The 15,987-nt window shown below is 40.8% G+C and carries 12 protein-coding genes; 6 read left to right on the forward strand and 6 right to left on the reverse strand.

Annotated features, from left to right (window positions below; translation table 11 throughout):
* Positions 1-249: 249 nt before the first annotated feature.
* Positions 250-957 carry a hypothetical protein gene (locus tag AC04Q1_RS20215; protein WP_478366376.1) on the reverse strand — a complete coding sequence of 236 codons (708 nt, stop codon included), beginning with the start codon at positions 955-957 and terminating at the stop codon, positions 250-252.
* A 456-nt stretch (positions 958-1,413) separates the two neighbouring features.
* Between AC04Q1_RS20215 and AC04Q1_RS20220 the strand changes: the two genes are divergently transcribed.
* The 3 genes from AC04Q1_RS20220 to AC04Q1_RS20230 all read left to right on the forward strand — a co-directional run bounded on the left by AC04Q1_RS20220 (position 1,414) and on the right by AC04Q1_RS20230 (position 6,420).
* A complete protein-coding gene (locus AC04Q1_RS20220; protein WP_478366377.1) occupies positions 1,414-3,738 on the forward strand; it encodes a beta-galactosidase in 2,325 nt (774 codons plus the stop codon).
* Between the two features lie 138 nt (positions 3,739-3,876).
* A complete protein-coding gene (locus AC04Q1_RS20225; protein ID WP_478366378.1) occupies positions 3,877-5,229 on the forward strand; it encodes a Gfo/Idh/MocA family protein in 1,353 nt (450 codons plus the stop codon).
* A gap of 99 nt (positions 5,230-5,328) precedes the next feature.
* A complete protein-coding gene (locus AC04Q1_RS20230; RefSeq protein WP_478366379.1) occupies positions 5,329-6,420 on the forward strand; it encodes a phosphotransferase enzyme family protein in 1,092 nt (363 codons plus the stop codon).
* 354 nt (positions 6,421-6,774) lie between these two features.
* Here AC04Q1_RS20230 and AC04Q1_RS20235 read toward each other — a convergent pair whose 3' ends face one another.
* The 4 genes from AC04Q1_RS20235 to AC04Q1_RS20250 all read right to left on the reverse strand — a co-directional run bounded on the left by AC04Q1_RS20235 (position 6,775) and on the right by AC04Q1_RS20250 (position 10,107).
* The gene (locus AC04Q1_RS20235) at positions 6,775-7,242 is read right to left on the reverse strand and encodes a GtrA family protein (protein WP_478366380.1); all 468 of its coding nucleotides are present in this window, start codon (positions 7,240-7,242) and stop codon (positions 6,775-6,777) included.
* Complete coding sequence (locus AC04Q1_RS20240) at positions 7,239-7,931, reverse strand: CDP-alcohol phosphatidyltransferase family protein (RefSeq protein WP_478366381.1); 693 nt, start codon at positions 7,929-7,931, stop codon at positions 7,239-7,241. The genes AC04Q1_RS20235 and AC04Q1_RS20240 overlap by 4 nt, the downstream gene beginning before the upstream one ends.
* A 158-nt stretch (positions 7,932-8,089) precedes the next feature.
* Positions 8,090-8,896 (reverse strand): phytanoyl-CoA dioxygenase family protein, encoded by an 807-nt coding sequence (locus AC04Q1_RS20245; protein ID WP_478366382.1) that lies wholly within the window; start codon positions 8,894-8,896, stop codon positions 8,090-8,092.
* Positions 8,897-9,318: 422 nt separating this feature from the next.
* Complete coding sequence (locus AC04Q1_RS20250) at positions 9,319-10,107, reverse strand: SDR family NAD(P)-dependent oxidoreductase (protein ID WP_478366383.1); 789 nt, start codon at positions 10,105-10,107, stop codon at positions 9,319-9,321.
* Positions 10,108-10,265: 158 nt separating this feature from the next.
* Between AC04Q1_RS20250 and AC04Q1_RS20255 the strand changes: the two genes are divergently transcribed.
* Positions 10,266-12,617 (forward strand): TonB-dependent receptor, encoded by a 2,352-nt coding sequence (locus AC04Q1_RS20255; protein WP_478366384.1) that lies wholly within the window; start codon positions 10,266-10,268, stop codon positions 12,615-12,617.
* 3 nt (positions 12,618-12,620) lie between these two features.
* On the forward strand, positions 12,621-13,736 hold the full coding sequence (locus AC04Q1_RS20260) for a PepSY-associated TM helix domain-containing protein (RefSeq protein WP_478366385.1): 1,116 nt from the start codon (positions 12,621-12,623) through the stop codon (positions 13,734-13,736).
* Here AC04Q1_RS20260 and AC04Q1_RS20265 read toward each other — a convergent pair.
* On the reverse strand, positions 13,711-14,124 hold the full coding sequence (locus tag AC04Q1_RS20265; protein WP_478366386.1) for an SRPBCC domain-containing protein: 414 nt from the start codon (positions 14,122-14,124) through the stop codon (positions 13,711-13,713). The two genes, AC04Q1_RS20260 and AC04Q1_RS20265, sit on opposite strands and share 26 nt — an antisense overlap.
* Before the next feature lie 330 nt (positions 14,125-14,454).
* On the opposite strand from AC04Q1_RS20265, the gene AC04Q1_RS20270 reads away from it, so the two are divergent.
* Positions 14,455-15,984: a GAF domain-containing protein gene (locus tag AC04Q1_RS20270; protein ID WP_478366387.1), complete on the forward strand. Its 1,530-nt coding sequence runs from the start codon at positions 14,455-14,457 to the stop codon at positions 15,982-15,984.
* Positions 15,985-15,987 lie beyond the last annotated feature (3 nt).

Consider the following 15,987-nt stretch of genomic DNA (forward strand, 5'->3'; position numbering starts at 1 on the left):
TAAGTCAAAATCAGCCATTAGGTTGTAATGGTTCTGGCAGAAAGTTGCTTTTTTTATGTAATGTATTTATGGTTTATTTGTTTGCAGTCTTAACTTTACGTTTCTATACGTCTCTCAAACTTATCCTATTGACAATAATCTCTTTTGAACTTCTGTCTCAGGAGATGGTTTACCAATAATTAATTAAATGCTTAAAAAAGGCTATCTTTTTTAAGATAGCCTATATCAAATAAAGATTTGAGTACCTACTTACAGTTTCAATCTTGTAAAAGTTAAACCCAAGATATGTTTGCGTTGCGGGTGATCACTTTTTAATATCGCTTTGATATAATTTTTAACGTCTAATACCGTATCGATCAAACCTTTTTCGCCATGGAAGATATTAAAACGCTTCTTACGGGCATCATCAACAGGTGCTTTAGCAAGGGCAACCGCTGTGATGTTAGTCTCCATTTTGGCGAGCAAAGCCTGAAAAGTGCCTATGCTGATATCTTCCTGAGCAGGTTCGTAAACTTTACTCGTATTTAACACGTCAATATATTGTTTAAAATTTTCCACTCTATTATCGTACGATACCCTGGATTTAGATGGACCATCAGAACCATCGGCTGCAATACTGTTTTTCCCCATGCCCCTTAAACGGTCGGCAAGTGTTTTAGCCGTTTGTAACTTATCAGGATTATCAACCACTACCTTAAAGTAATTGTAACTTCGGGTAATCAAAGCGGCCAGCGGTTTGAATAGTATTTCCTGTTCATCAACAGCATTGCTGTAAACAGGCAAAACCAGACTTAAAGCTCGATTGGCCTCTTCTGCATTTTTAGATAGGAGTTCTAAGGCTTCAATAGTAATTTTGGGCTTGGGCGGAGTATAATCAGCCCCCAGGGTTTTTAAACGGATAATTAAATCTTTTAAATTGGCTGCATTTATCGGGTAGCCACTGTCGGTGTTTGCCATAAGCTTTTCTAATTTAGGTAGGTGTTTAGTTGATTATCAATGGATATATATGCTTCAATTTATCCACTAAAAAAGTTGTAGGCAAAAGCTAATCCAGTTATTTTTATTAAAGCGCATAAACGGTTTGTTTTTATCTAACAGCCCGTTCTATGCAGCTATGGCCCTTCTTTTTGGTTTTGAAGAGTACAAATAAAATTCAAGAATAATGATTATAGGTGTAAATGAATGAATCTGCTGTTGCCATATTTCCCCATTTTCTTTTGTGTTTGGGGAAGTAATTCCACGGCTTTTTAAGGTCAAAGGCTAAAGTCTCATCATCAGCAAATGCATGGCGAAATTCTACGCAAATAAAACGCCTTGTATAAAAATCAGTCAATCGTTTGCGCTATTATTTATGTTGTTTTGCTCATTTCCTTGTTATACTTTTAAAAAATACAAATCAACAAAACCGAACAAATGCGCGTCCCACTGCTTAAAAATATCCTCACCCTTGTGCTTTTATGTGGCTTAGCTATAAATGGCCGGGCACAACAAGAAACATCGTTTGCCATTGGTAACGAGGCTTTCGAACTCAATGGCAAGCCTTATGTCATCCGTTGTGGGGAGATGCATTTTGCACGCATACCAAAAGCCGAATGGAAACAGCGTTTACAAATGGCCAAGGCCATGGGCTTAAATACGGTATGTGCCTATTTGTTCTGGAACATGCACGAGAAACAGCCCGGTCAGTTTACCTGGAAGGGGCAGAGCGATGCGGCTGAATTTTGCAGGCTGGCTAAAGAAGTGGGTTTATATGTGATATTAAGACCAGGGCCATATTCTTGTGCCGAATGGGAGTTTGGCGGTTTCCCCTGGTGGCTGCTAAAAGATAAAAGCATCCGTTTGCGCACGCAACATCCATATTTCTTAGAACGGTCGAAAAAATACCTACTTGCCGTTGGTAAACAGCTTGCGCCCCTGCAGGTGAGCAAAGGCGGCAACATCATTATGGTGCAGGTAGAAAACGAATATGGCAGCTATGGCAACGATAAAGATTACATGAACATCATTAAGGCCGATTTAAAGGAAGCCGGTTTTAATGTGCCGCTTTTCCATTGCGATGGACCTTCGCAATTAAAGAACGACCACCCGGATGATCTGTTTGCCGTAGTCAACTTTGGCAGCGATCCTGAGGCCAATTTTAAAGCTTTAAGGGCCATACAGCCTAAGGGGCCTTTAATGTGTGGCGAATATTATCCTGGCTGGTTCGATAGCTGGGGCAGGCCGCATCATGTAGGTGATACGCAACGCATTGTGGCCGAACTGAAATACATGCTCGACAATAAAGCATCCTTTAGTATATACATGGCGCATGGCGGCACCAGTTTTGGTACCTACAGCGGCGCCAATGCACCTCCTTATTTACCGCAAACCAGCAGTTACGATTACGATGCCCCGATTGACGAGGCTGGGAATGCCACTGCTAAATTTTACGCCATCCGCAAGTTATTTGCCAATTATCTGCAAGCAGGAGAGGTTTTGCCTGATGTGCCTGCAGCAAATAAAATCCAGAAATTGCAACCTGTTGCTTTTTCTTCGGTAGCGGTGTTGACAAAAAACCTGCCTAAACCTGTTTTGACCGATACAGCCATGCTGATGGAAGATTTAAACCAGGATTTTGGTTGTGTATTGTACGAAACCAGTTTGGCTGCGGGCAAGAAAGCGAGTCTGGCGTTTAAGGATATCCACGATTATGCTTTGGTGTATCTTGATGGGAAAAAGATTGGTGAGCTCGACAGGAGAAAGAATAAATTCAGCATCGAAATACCCGCCCGTACGCATAAAAGTGTGTTAAGGGTTCTGTTAGAGGCCACGGGTAGGGTAAACTATGGTTATCAGATGCACGATTGGAAAGGCGTCCATGGTGAAGTATACCTCTCTGAAGACGGAAAACAGCAGGCATTAAAAGGCTGGAAGAACTATCCGATCAGACTGGGGGACATCAATATTCCGCTCCGTTATGAAAAGCTTGGCAAACAGCCAGCTACGGCTTCTTTTTACAAAGGAAGTTTTATTGCCAATAAATTAGAAGATACTTACCTCGATATGGGTAAATGGAATAAAGGCTTAGTTTGGTTAAATGGAATGTGTTTGGGCAGGTACTGGAATATCGGCCCAACGCAAACCATGCTCGTGCCGGGCAGCTGGCTTAAAAAAGGGAAAAATGAAGTGGTGGTTTTTGATCTTTTTGGAATGGACAAACCTGCTTTAAGCTTTTTGGATAAACCCATTTTGGATGTCGTAAACGAAAAACAACCTGAGCTGCACAGGAAAGCCAATCAAAAATGGGATAGCACACAAAAAGCCTACGCCGAAGGCAGTTTTGCCAACGATAACAAATGGCAGGTTGTTGATTTTAAACCGGTAACGGCACGGTATTTCTGTCTGGAAGCGCTATCAGAGCAAAAAGGCCAGCCTTATAGCTCGGTTGCTGAAATTGTATTACTGGATGATAAGGGCAATGAAATACCGCGTGACAGCTGGAAAATTGTATATGCTGATAGTGAAGAGCTTGGTGGCAATGATGGTAATGCAGCCAATGTATTCGATCTGCAGTTTACCAGTTACTGGCATACGCAATGGGAAGACCGATCGCCTAAACCACCGCATCAGCTGGTGATCGATCTGGGTAAAAGTTATACTATAAAAGGATTAAAGTTATTACCAAGGCAGGATAATGCCAACGGCAGGATTAAGGATTATAAACTATATTTTAACACAAAAAACTTTAAAAACCTTTAGCAGGTCTGTGGCATTTTAACCCGCTGTAGAAGAATAGATTTAAGGTATAAAAGTGCCAAAAAGTAGTTAGTAAAACGTTTGTTCAAAACATTTAGGGGATCAATTAAAAAACTAAACAATAAATATTAAACAACACAAATGGAACGTAGAGATTTTATCAAAAATGGTGCATTTACGGCTGCTGGTTTAACCATCCTGCCAACCGGAAGTTTATTTGCCTCATCAGACAGTGGAAAAGTAAGATTGGGTTATATCGGTGTAGGTGCCCGCGGCATGAGCCACATCTCTGAAGGTGCGCTGAGAGACGATGTAGAAATTGTTGCGATTTGCGATACCCAGGAAAGCTCACTTAAAGTTTGCCGTGCTTTTATTGCCAAAAAAGGAAGACCTGCCGCAACCGAATATACCGGTGGCACCGATGCCTATAAAAAACTGATTGAGCGTAAAGATATCGACGCCGTAATTATTGCCACACCATGGCAGTTTCACCGCGATCAGGCCGTTGATGCCATGAAAGCGGGTAAATATGTAGGCTGCGAGGTAATTGCGGGTTTAACCGTACAAGATCACTGGGATATTGTAAATACTTCCGAAAAAACAGGAATGCCTTACATGACTTTAGAGAATGTGTGTTACCGCAGAGATGTGATGGCGGCTTTAAATATGGTCCGTCAAGGTCTTTTTGGCGAGCTGGTTCACCTGGAAGGTGGTTATCAGCACAATTTACGTAACGTACTATTCAACAACGGTAAGGATTATTATGGCGGCGGGGTAGAGTTTGGGCCAAAAGCCTTAAGCGAAGCACAATGGCGTACCCAGTTCAATATCGATCAGGATGGCGATTTGTATCCAACCCATGGTGTAGGCCCGTTAATGCAATATGCCAACATCAACCGGGGGAACAGTTTTACCAGTCTGGTTTCGTTCAGCTCTAAGGCCAAAGGTTTGGCAGCTTATGTAGAAGAAATGTCGCCAGGCCACCCAAATGCCAAAATCAATTACAAAAACGGTGATGTAACCACCACGCTGATCAACTGTGCAAACGGCGAAACCGTATTGTTAAGTCATGATACACACTTGCCACGCCCATATTCTATCGGTTTCAGGGTGCAGGGAACAAAAGGTTTATGGATGGATGTGAACAAATCGGTTTATATCGATCATAAATCGAAAAAAGACGATGTATGGGATCCGGCCCAGGAGTGGTTTGCGAAATACGACCACCCACTTTGGAAAAAATATGAAGCAGAAGCGGTAGGTGCCGGTCACGGCGGTATGGACTGGTTTGTGTTTAACGGATTTATCCAGGCGGTAAAACAGAAAAAACAAACACCTATTGATGTATACGATTCGGTTACCATGAGTGTAATTACGCCACTTTCTACCAAATCGTTAAAAGAAGGGAATATGCCACAAAAATTCCCTGACTTTACCAAAGGAAAATGGAAAGACCGTAAAAATACTTTCGCTTTAGACGATAGCGGCTTTTAGTCTCGATTGCGGGCATTGCCTTAAGGCTTGCCCGCATATTTTAACAACAACTTTATCCAGGTATCTGGAACAATTTTTATACAATTATATCACCATCTTATGTTTCAAGCAGTATTAGGTGCTTATGGACTTAACGCAGAACAATTTACAATTGAACCCTTTGGCTCAGGTTTGATTAACCATACCTGGAAAGTTTACAATGACGAATTAGCCTATATTTTACAAGAGGTAAATACGGAGGTTTTCCGTGAGCCTCAAAACATTGCTCAGAATATTGAGACGATAAAAAAATATCTCGATCAAACGGCGCCCAAATATTTGTTTGTTGCTCCAATTGCAGCAAGCAATGGAGACGATTTTGTGGTATTAGACGGGCACTTTTACCGGGTTTTTCCTTTTGTTGAAAATTCGTGCTCTATTGATTTTGTGCACCATCCGGAGCAGGCTTACCACGCCGCCAAGCAGTTTGGTAAATTTACGAGGATGCTTTGTGCCTTCAATGTGAACAAATTAAAGCCCACCATCGAAGATTTTCATAATCTACCCTTACGCGTAGAGCAATTTAAAACGGCTTTGGAGCAGGCGAGTGATGAGCGGATCAGTGAAGCCAGGTTTGCGATTGAAGAAATTATCAGGCACTACGATATAGAAGAACAATATCTGCATATGGTAGATAGCGGTGCGCTTAATTTGCGTGTGGTACACCACGACACCAAAATTAGCAATGTGTTGTTGCAGGAAGAAACGGGGCTGGGTTTATGCGTAATTGATTTAGATACGGTAATGCCGGGTTATTTTATCAGTGATGTTGGCGATATGATGCGTACTTACTTGTCTGAAGCGAACGAAGAAGAGAAAGATTTTAATAAGATAGCCATCAGGGAAGATGTTTTTGCTGCCATACACAAAGGTTATATGGAAGAGATGGATCAGGTTTTGGGTTTAGCCGAAAAACAGTTCTTTATTTATGCCGGTAAGTTTATGATTTACATGCAGGCCGTACGCTTTATAGCCGATTTTTTAAATGGCGATATTTACTATAAAACGAGTTACGCTGACCATAATTTGGTAAGGGGATTAAATCAGATCGATTTATTGAATAAATACATTGGCAAGGAAACAAAATTTGAAGCGATCATTAAAAAGATCAATGAAGATCGTTTAAGCGATTCAAAAACGATATTAAACTAATAAGGTAAATTAAGGTGTTCAGTTTTTTATGCTTCATCGTTTGAGCTGGACATCCTTTTACCTTTTATAAAGTTAATCATCTCCAGTAGCGCACTCCTTAAGTTAAATCCTACAGTTCACGCATTTGTGGTAACCTGGATTTGTTTTTTAACACATATTCCTCGCGCGATCGTCATGCTGATCCGATAGCTATCGGATTTATTTCAGCATCTTTCTTGCTATTAAAAAATTCTTGTTCTGAAAATTTATTAATTTTTTATTTAACTATCCCTATAAGTAGCCTTACTTTAACAAACAAAGCGAATACGCTTGATGGAATAAACTCATCAGTTGCAGATAGGGTAAAAGCGAACATTAAGCCCGCTGTTTTTCGCCAAGCCTTTCAAAATAATCTTCTTCACCGGCCTCAGCAGCACTCAGTTTATTGATTTTAAATACCCAATATTTCATTAAGGGATAATTAAAACCGTAAGAAACCACACTATCGATTAAAAGCCGGCCAATTTTATAGTTAAGCTTTAAGCTTTGGTGTAATAAGTAGGTACCCCCAGATTTAAGGCAAATGCTCCCCAAAACGACGGTAAAGAAACGGACCAACTGGCCAGTTGTAGAGCTGCAGTATCCATCATCGGTTTTAAATGCCCAGAAACGGTTAATGCAGAAATTAACGATCCCGCCAACCGTTCCCGAAATTAAGATCGAAATGGTAAAATGGATATGTAGCCATTCCGTTAACAAAATCATTAAACCGTAATCGGTAACACCGCCAGAAAAAGCCGATACCTGTGCTTTAAGGAAAAGTTTAACAGATGCCCAGGTCATGATGCTTTCTCCTCCCTGTCTTTTGCATCGCCTGCTTTTAAAAGTTTAAACGTATCGATAATATTGATGACCAGCAACAGCGCTACCATTGCAATGGCGAAATAAGTAATGCTGCCCATAAATAAGGTTTCAGCGATCAGTACGAGCGAAATAATCACCCGTAACTCCGTTGGACCTAAAGAACCGGCATCAATCTGATAGAAACCCGTAATTTTATAGCGGAGCTGAGAAATAATCATCGACCAGCCGTACAATACCACAAATAAAAAAGCGAAAATCTGAGTGCCCACACTGGCGTAATAATAGTAGCCTAAACCGATCAGGATAATACTGAGCCAATCCATCACAATATCGAGCGCAAAACCATACCACTTGCGTGGAATTTTACGGTAATAAGCCAGGCGGCCATCAAGCGAATCGCCAAGCCAGTTGATGATAAATCCTAAAATTCCGATCAGCAAATAGTTCCTTGCATAAAAACTGCCCAGAATAAAGCTAAAAAACACAATCAGCGATCCAAACATGCCGATACCGGTCATGATGTTGGGCGTAATCCATTTAGGAACCCTTTTTAGTAAAAAAAGGATCAGGTTCTGTTCTCCCCTGCGTAAAATATTTGTTCGTTCCCGGTCTGCAAATACCCTTTTACCATCTGAATGGTCTTCGTTTAGTTTAATAATAGCCTCCAATTTAAGTACCAACTATAATTACACCAAAAAGAATGGCTGTTTCCGGTCGGTAAAATTTTAAACTGATCTTCTTCGGAATACCTTTAGAAAACTCAGTCATTCGCTTTAGCTTCCCTGATCTGACCAGGTAAGTAAATAATAGGGCAAATAACATAAATTTATTTTACAATTCCGGCAAAGCGCTGGTAAAATACTGTTGGACTATTCTCATTTTTTGGAGTATATTTTCCGGCGATAATCGGTATGTAGATGACGCGTCGTCTGCTTTCCTCGCCACGTATAGCCGATTCTGCAACCCTGTGCCATAGTCTGCCATCGTGGATGGTTAAATCGCCAGCTTCGGGTATGATCGAAACCTCTTCTGCATCGGGTTTATTATCCAAAAAGTATTTCTTACGGAAAAGCATTTGGTAAATACTTTGTTTGTGGGTACCCGGAATAATTTTTAAACCGCCATTTTCTGGTTTTAAAGTACTCAGGTGGATACCTACATTGAGCATGGGGTTTAGCTTCGCACCATAAAAAATGTCCCTCAAACCATCGGTATGCCAGCCCATTTTGCTGAATTTGCTTTCCGGCCCGTTAATATAATGGTTAAAGACCATGCCGTCTTTTTCTTCGGTGCCTAAACGTGCACCATCGCCTGCCAATTGCAATAATGCGTTAAAGCGTGGGTCTAATAATAGTCCGCTTAAAGTTTGGTGCTGTTGGTTAATAAAAGCAAAACGTTGTACAATTGCCGAACCATCAAGATCTTTTCCGTATTTAATCGGCACGCCATTTATTTTTTTAACATCTTCCTTTATCCATTTTTGTTCTACTTGTTTAGAGGCATCAATAATAGCAGAAACCGTTTCAGGTTTAATAAAATTCTTGAAATGGATAAACCCATGTGTGTTAAAAAAATCAAGCTGTTCTGGTGTTAATTGTTCAGATAAGGTAAAGGTTGGATACGATGTGGCCATGTGTAAAAAATTAAAAGATTTAGGAAAAGAATGAATTGGAGATAGAATTATGCGCAGCAACAGCACATTCGCATTTGCGAGTGGTTCGGTACTGAAGGAAAATAAAACTGGTTTGTTTTATCCGACATAGTCTATAGAATTAGTAGTATTTAATACAAACGTAACATAATTTTAATATATCAAAGAATTTTATTCGAAATATTTTAAAATAATTTTTATGAAAGCGACCGGATAGGATAGGGATATGCAAATAAAGGCTTCTGAAGCCGTTTTATTGTAATTCTGTTAATCTGTAAGATATTTGTGGTGTCAGATGTCTTGCGGTGTCAGATGTTACCATCTGACACGTATACATAAAAAAGATAAAATCATTAAAGGACATACATAATCAGTCAGATGGTAACATCTGACCGCACACAGAATTAAGTCTTATAAATCCCAGCAGCCATTTTTTCGATGAATCCCTTTGGTAAGATCCTGTTGGCATACACGCTGATGATATTGGTAAAACCCGGAATGATTTCAGATTTTTCAGCGAACGTGCCCTTTAGTGCAATTTCAGCTACTTCATCGGGTTTCATGTTAAACTTTTCGGCCATTTTATTAAAGGCATCCAAACCTGCACGGTGTGCAAAACCGGTATCAACAGGCCCCGGGCTCAAACAGCTCACCGAAACCGGGCCATCCTTAAGCTCAAAGCGTAAAGCCCTGGTAAACGACAGTACAAAAGCTTTGGTAGCCGAATAAATGGCCAGCGTTGGTACTGCCTGATAGGCAGCAGTACTACAAACATTGAGTATATACGCTTGTTTTTCTTTTGAAAGGATCGGCAGCAATAAATGGCATAGTGAAGTAACGGTAACCATATTGAGCTGGCACATTTCTAATTGCGCGGCTAAATCAAGCTCACCGAATTTACCCCACAAACCATAACCGGCATTGTTAATGAGCATAGAAATTTGATAATCCTTTGCCTGCAGCCAGTTCAAAACTTCTTGTGGTGCCTGAGGCTGGCTCAGATCAATGGATAGGACATCAACTTCAATACCATATTGATTTTTAATCTCCGTCTGTAAAGCTTTAAGTTCATCGCCGGAACGGGCAATAAGCAACAGGTTGATTTTTCTTTTGGCCAAAGCAATGGCCATCGATTTGCCAATACCTTTGCTGGCGCCAGTTATCAGTGCATACTTCATCTTTGTTTCCGACATCTTTTAAATCAATAGGGTATACGCACAAATATCAAATAAAATAAAGCTTATGCCTCATTTATTTTAAAATGATATTGTTGAAAATCAATTGCATCTTTTTTAACTTATTATTTTTAACGAGTCTAAATAATGTTAGCTTTGCCGAAATTTCAATTTTCATGAAGCATTTATACACCAGATTTTTAGCTACGTCTCTCTTCACCTTATTGTGCATTACCCTTTTTGCTCAAACAGAGCAAGGAACAATTAGCGGAAAGCTTGTCGATTCGTTAGGGAACAGCATCCCTTTCGCCAACATACAGATCAAAAAACATAACCTTAAAACCACTTCAGATAAAACCGGGGCTTTTAAATTCGCTACAGTTCCTGTAGGAAACCAGCTGATCAAGGTTTCGATTACAGGTTACGATCAGTTTGAACAGAGCGTTTCGGTCACTGCAAATGCAACAGCAGAGGTTACTTTTATATTAACAGAACAGCACTCAGAGTTAAACGATGTGATTGTTTCGGCAAGCAGGCGCCCTGAGTCTTTATCGCAAACACCATCTTCGGTAACGGTACTTACTGCAAAAGAATTGAATACACAATCTACCATCAGTCCGAATTTAGCCAATATACTTTCTTACAGCGTACCAGGTTTGGGTTTTTCTACCAATCAAACCGGTAACTCTGGTCAGACTTTACGCGGCCGTAACGTTTTGGTCTTAATTGATGGTATTCCGCAATCTACGCCTTTAAGGGCAGGAGGCAGGGATATCCGCAGTATTGATCCCTCGGTAATTGAGCGTGTTGAAGTAATTAAAGGTGCAACAGCCATTTATGGCAATGGCGCTGAAGGCGGTTTAATCAATTACATCACCAAAAAAGCCGATCAGGGCAAATCATTTGGAGGTTACACACAGGCCGGAATTACCGGAAACCTAAAAGGGGATAGTACCATCGGTTACCGTTTTTCGCAGCAGTTGTATGGTAAGGAAGGTAAATTTGATTACCTGGTGAGTGGTATGTTCGAAAAAACAGGTGTTTTCCGCGATGCTGAGGGTTTGGTACTTTCGCCAGAATATGGTTTGGGCGAAACCAGATCTTACAATGGTTTTGTAAAACTGGGTTATAATTTTACCCCGAAACAACGCTTGCAGGTGATGTATAATTATTTCAGCTCGAGGCAGCATTCAAAATATTTAACCAAGGATGGTGTTTATGGTCAATCGCCGGCGATTGGTGTTTACGGCACACGCCTGGGTGAAGATGAAGGTACACGGTTTAACCACAATGCCAATGTACAATATACCAACCAGCAGATTTTTGGCAAAACCGATTTAACGGCCAATATATATTATCAGGATTTTTATACCATTTATTCCAATTCCGCATCATTTTTTGGAAGCGGCCAATCGGCCATTACTTCTACAAAAAAGGGAGCAAGGGTAAATCTGAATACACCATTTAACCTTACCGCACAGGTGCCCATGCAGTTAAATTATGGTTTGGATTTAATGAACGATAAAACAGCTCAAAGTTTAACTGACGGCCGTTTATGGGTGCCGAATATGAATATGACCAATTTTGCCCCATACCTACAGGCTTCAGCAACTTTACTGAACGATTTAACCATTAAGGGAGGTTTAAGGGTCGAGAATATCAATATCGATGTGGATGATTTTAATACCTTGGCTACAGGCGCAAATGGTGCTGGAAGTATAGCAGTACAGGGTGGTAAGTTAAACTACAATGCCTTGGTGTTTAATGCCGGAGCACGTTATTCTAAATTTAAGTTTTTTAACCCTTTTATCAGTTATGCACAATCGTTTTCGGTATTTGAGCTGGGCAGGGTGTTAAGGGCAGCAAAAAGCAATACCTTATCTCAATTGGAAACCAAGCCGATTATCGTCAACAACTACGAAGCAGGTTTTAGCAGTGCCATTGGAAAACTGAATTTCAGTGCGGCATATTATTACAGTACCTCTAAACTAGGTGCCAATCTTTTAGAAGTGAATGGCACTTACATTTCTCAGCGTATCCCCGAGCGTGTTTATGGTTTCGAAATACAGGCTGATTACCAGATTTTACGCGATTTGAGTGTTGGTGGCAACTATGCCCAGGTAGAGGGAAAAGGTGATGTAGACGATGATGGCAATTTTAACGGTGATAAAGATGTATATCTGAACACCACGCGGATCCCGCCATCAAAAACTACGGTATATTTTAAATATTCGGGTGTTAAAAATCTGAGTGTAGATGTAAACTGGATGCGTGTAGGCAACCGCGACCGTTTTAAAGCCAGTGTTGCTGGTAAATATTTAATAGGCGAAGGACCTGTAAAAGCCTTTAATTTATTTAATGTTGCCGCGGTATATCAGGTTACGCCACCTTTAAAATTATCATTAGGCGTAGAAAACCTATTGAATAAAGTGTATTATCCTGCTATATCTCAATTTTATGGTAGCAATGTAAATTATGTGCGGGGAAATGGCCGCAGGTTTAACCTCTCGGCCGGTTATGCTTTTTAAGCAATGAAAAACAGGAATTTTAAAAATGCCATCAGGAATATTCACCTCTGGCTTGGGCTGGCCACTGGTCTGGTGGTGATTATCATTAGCATTACCGGTGCCCTTTATATCTTTGAAGAAGAAATCAGAGATTATACCCAAAAAGATTTCCGTTACGTAGGGCTTCAACAGAAGCCCTTTGTCGGTTTGGATAAAGTGATCCTGGGCTTCGAAAAACTTTCGCCAAAAGATCCATTGAGGTTGATCCGGATGGAGGATGCGCTGCCAAATGCAACAGTCGAAATTACCAGTAAAAAGGGTAAGGTTTACTATTTTAACCCTTACAACGCCGCCCTGGTGAAGAAGGGCAGTGAAGATTGGCTCGAAGTTGTTGAACATATCCATACCTCACTATTGCTGGGTAAAACCGGTGAACTGATCATGAACTGGTCGGTGGTTATTTTTGTGCTGATGTTGATCACCGGACTGATACTCTGGTTCCCTGGACAGATGCGTTTGTTAAAACAATCACTAACCATTAAAAGAAAAGCTTCCTTTAAAAGGCTCAATTACGATCTGCATAACGTGCTGGGTTTTTATGCATCGGTGGTACTGTTGGTTACCGCTTTGAGCGGTTTATACTTTGCCTTTAAAGAGGTGAAAAATGTAGCAAGTTTTTTTACAGGGACTAAATTAGGACAGGGAAAAGCAATTGAAGCTGCTAAACCTGTTCAGATCGATTCGCTTCCTGAACGTTACAATAAAATGTATACCGAAGCCAAAATCAAATACCCGGGTGCCATTTCCACCAGTTTTTCGCTGCGCGGTAAAGGAGAATTAAGGTTAAGAATGATCTATCCGTACCGCTGGGCACGCAAACAGAATACCTTTTTCTATGAGGAAGCAACAGGCGTAATGACCCGGGCCAAACTATATAAGGATTTTAATGGTGCCGATCTGATCGAGGCCACCAATTACGATCTGCATACCGGCAGGCTTTTAGGGCTGCCCAATAAAATCATCTCCTTTTTAGCCGCTCTGGTTGCCGCAAGTTTACCCGTTACAGGTTTTATCATCTGGTGGAAGAAACGGAAAAAACCCAAAAAGAAATCCACTACAGCTGTTCAGCGTAATCTTTAAGCTGGTTAAGCCCCGATTGGCAGAATTCCTGTTGCATGGTTAAATCCAGGCCTGCAACAGGCTCAAAGACTTCGGTAAGCGTAACCGGGTTGTTTCCTGTAAAGGTGATCAGGCTTTTTCTGTTATCGTCCAATGTATAGGCAAGGCGTTTATGCTCAATAATTTCGGTGTAAGTTCCCCGAAAATCGAAATTCTCACTGCCATCTTTTTTGGCCATCTCATAGAAAAAACCTCCTCCTTCTACGAGGTTGTTTTCAATTTTTTTGTTGATCCATTCGTCAGCTGGTGCATTCCATATGGCGATGTGTTCTGGTTCATTCCATACTTTCCAAACCAGGCCAACCGGTTTGTTAATGGTAACAGTGGCGGTTAAAGCATTTTCATTCATATCTGCTAAATTATAGCCTAAAATTAGCGCTTGTTAACCGGGTTTTAGGTGGCCATTAGAGACAAATTAAGGGGTATTTAAGCGCAAACTGTTAATGTGTTATTTCTTCAGTTCCATTATCCGGCAAATGGTATTCCCATGCGTTGTATGTGAGTATTATTTTTATTGTTTTTCTGTTCATCAAGCCTATAATCTATATTTTAGTTGCCGTAAATCCCGGGAGATTATTTGATAAATATCTCTGGGTAGAACTTTGTTGGCAGTATAATTGTTGAAAAACGGATTCTTGTGCTTTTCACAGTAAAGCTTACCATAACACGATAGTCGGAAATGTCAGAAAAACGAAACTATGACGCAGAATTCTGCGGAAACTTGCCTATACACCATATCAATTCCATTCAGGACTATGGATATCTCTTTGTGCTGGATAATCAAACGTTGAATGTTATTCAGGTCAGTGAAAACCTAAGCGCTGTTACCGGTGAAGCCGGAGCGCAAATGGTGAATAAACCTTTTTCCTCATGGTTTAGCCAGGGGGATGTGGATCAAATTGTTAAACTGATTAAAGGCGACGCAAAGGATAGGATTCCGATTGATCTGACCTTCGAAAAAGATGATGCACAATTACATTTCGATGGTTTGGTGCACATTAAAAAAGAGTATACCATATTGGAGATCGAAGCTGCTTTAAAGGAAGGCCAGAAAAGTTTTTCAGCTGTTTTTCAGGAAGTAAGACAGTTTATTTCGGCGATGGAGCATGCAGATACCCTCGAAGAGGTATGCAATGTAGCCATCAGGGAATTGCGTAAGGTTTCGGGTTTTGATGGAGTAAGGATGTACCAGTTTGATGCAGAATGGAACGGGACGGTAATTGCAGAAGACATTTCCGGTGAACTGGAAAGTTATCTGGGCCAAACTTTTCCGGCTTCTGATGTGCCTAAGCAAGCCAGGGCGCTCTACCTTAAAAATCCTTTCAGGCTGATTTCTAACCGCAACTATACACCTGTGAGGTTATATCCGGTCATCAACCCTTTAACCAATGCGTTTATCGACCTATCCGACTGTAATTTACGTGGTGTGGCTTCGGTACACCTCGAATATATGCAGAACATGAATGTGAGTGCGTCCATGTCGATCAGGGTGCTGCGCGAAGGAAAGCTCTGGGGACTAATTTCCTGCCACCATATTGAACCGAACTATCCAAATGTGGATATGCGCTATATTTTCGAATGGCTTTCGGTAGAAATTTCTAACCGCATTGCAGCCATATTAAATCAGGAAGATTACCAGCAATCGGCTTTCAGGCTGGAAAAAAGGACCGTAATTACCGATTTTATCTATTCAAAAGATGATATTATTGAAGGCTTGTTATCAGATGAAAACCTAAACATACTTTCTTTGTTTAATGCTGGTGGAATTGTGGTGAAAATTGGAAACCGGATCGAATCCCGTGGCGATATCCCTGATAAAAATGAAGTATATAACCTGATGCTCTGGTTAGAAGGACGCGGAGTTGAAAAAGTGTACTCCAATGATCATTTGAGTAATATATATGAGGAAGCCAAAGCTTACGAAAAAGTTGGAAGTGGGATTCTGGTCATCCCGGTTGACGGGCGGAGCGGCGATTATGTAATCTGTTTCAGGCCCGAGGCCGTGCAGCAGATCAAATGGGGTGGAGATCCCGATCAGGTCATCAATTTTGATCAGGATCGCAAAAACTATCATCCGCGTAATTCGTTCAAACTCTGGTTGCAAACAGTTTATGGCCAGTCTTTGCCCTGGAACAGCAACGAACTGGAGATTGCCGAATCGTTGAGGAACTTTATATTTGAATTTAGAACAAAGCAACTTTATAATTAACCT

The sequence above is a fragment of the Pedobacter humicola genome (assembly GCF_056490705.1).

Coding starts and splice junctions, on each gene's coding strand:
- AC04Q1_RS20215 (WP_478366376.1), bottom strand. CDS start 957: ATGGCAAACACCGACAGTGGCTACCCGATAAATGCAGCCAATTTAAAA.
- AC04Q1_RS20220 (WP_478366377.1), top strand. CDS start 1,414: ATGCGCGTCCCACTGCTTAAAAATATCCTCACCCTTGTGCTTTTATGT.
- AC04Q1_RS20225 (WP_478366378.1), top strand. CDS start 3,877: ATGGAACGTAGAGATTTTATCAAAAATGGTGCATTTACGGCTGCTGGT.
- AC04Q1_RS20230 (WP_478366379.1), top strand. CDS start 5,329: ATGTTTCAAGCAGTATTAGGTGCTTATGGACTTAACGCAGAACAATTT.
- AC04Q1_RS20235 (WP_478366380.1), bottom strand. CDS start 7,242: ATGACCTGGGCATCTGTTAAACTTTTCCTTAAAGCACAGGTATCGGCT.
- AC04Q1_RS20245 (WP_478366382.1), bottom strand. CDS start 8,896: ATGGCCACATCGTATCCAACCTTTACCTTATCTGAACAATTAACACCA.
- AC04Q1_RS20250 (WP_478366383.1), bottom strand. CDS start 10,107: ATGTCGGAAACAAAGATGAAGTATGCACTGATAACTGGCGCCAGCAAA.
- AC04Q1_RS20255 (WP_478366384.1), top strand. CDS start 10,266: ATGAAGCATTTATACACCAGATTTTTAGCTACGTCTCTCTTCACCTTA.
- AC04Q1_RS20260 (WP_478366385.1), top strand. CDS start 12,621: ATGAAAAACAGGAATTTTAAAAATGCCATCAGGAATATTCACCTCTGG.
- AC04Q1_RS20265 (WP_478366386.1), bottom strand. CDS start 14,124: ATGAATGAAAATGCTTTAACCGCCACTGTTACCATTAACAAACCGGTT.
- AC04Q1_RS20270 (WP_478366387.1), top strand. CDS start 14,455: ATGTCAGAAAAACGAAACTATGACGCAGAATTCTGCGGAAACTTGCCT.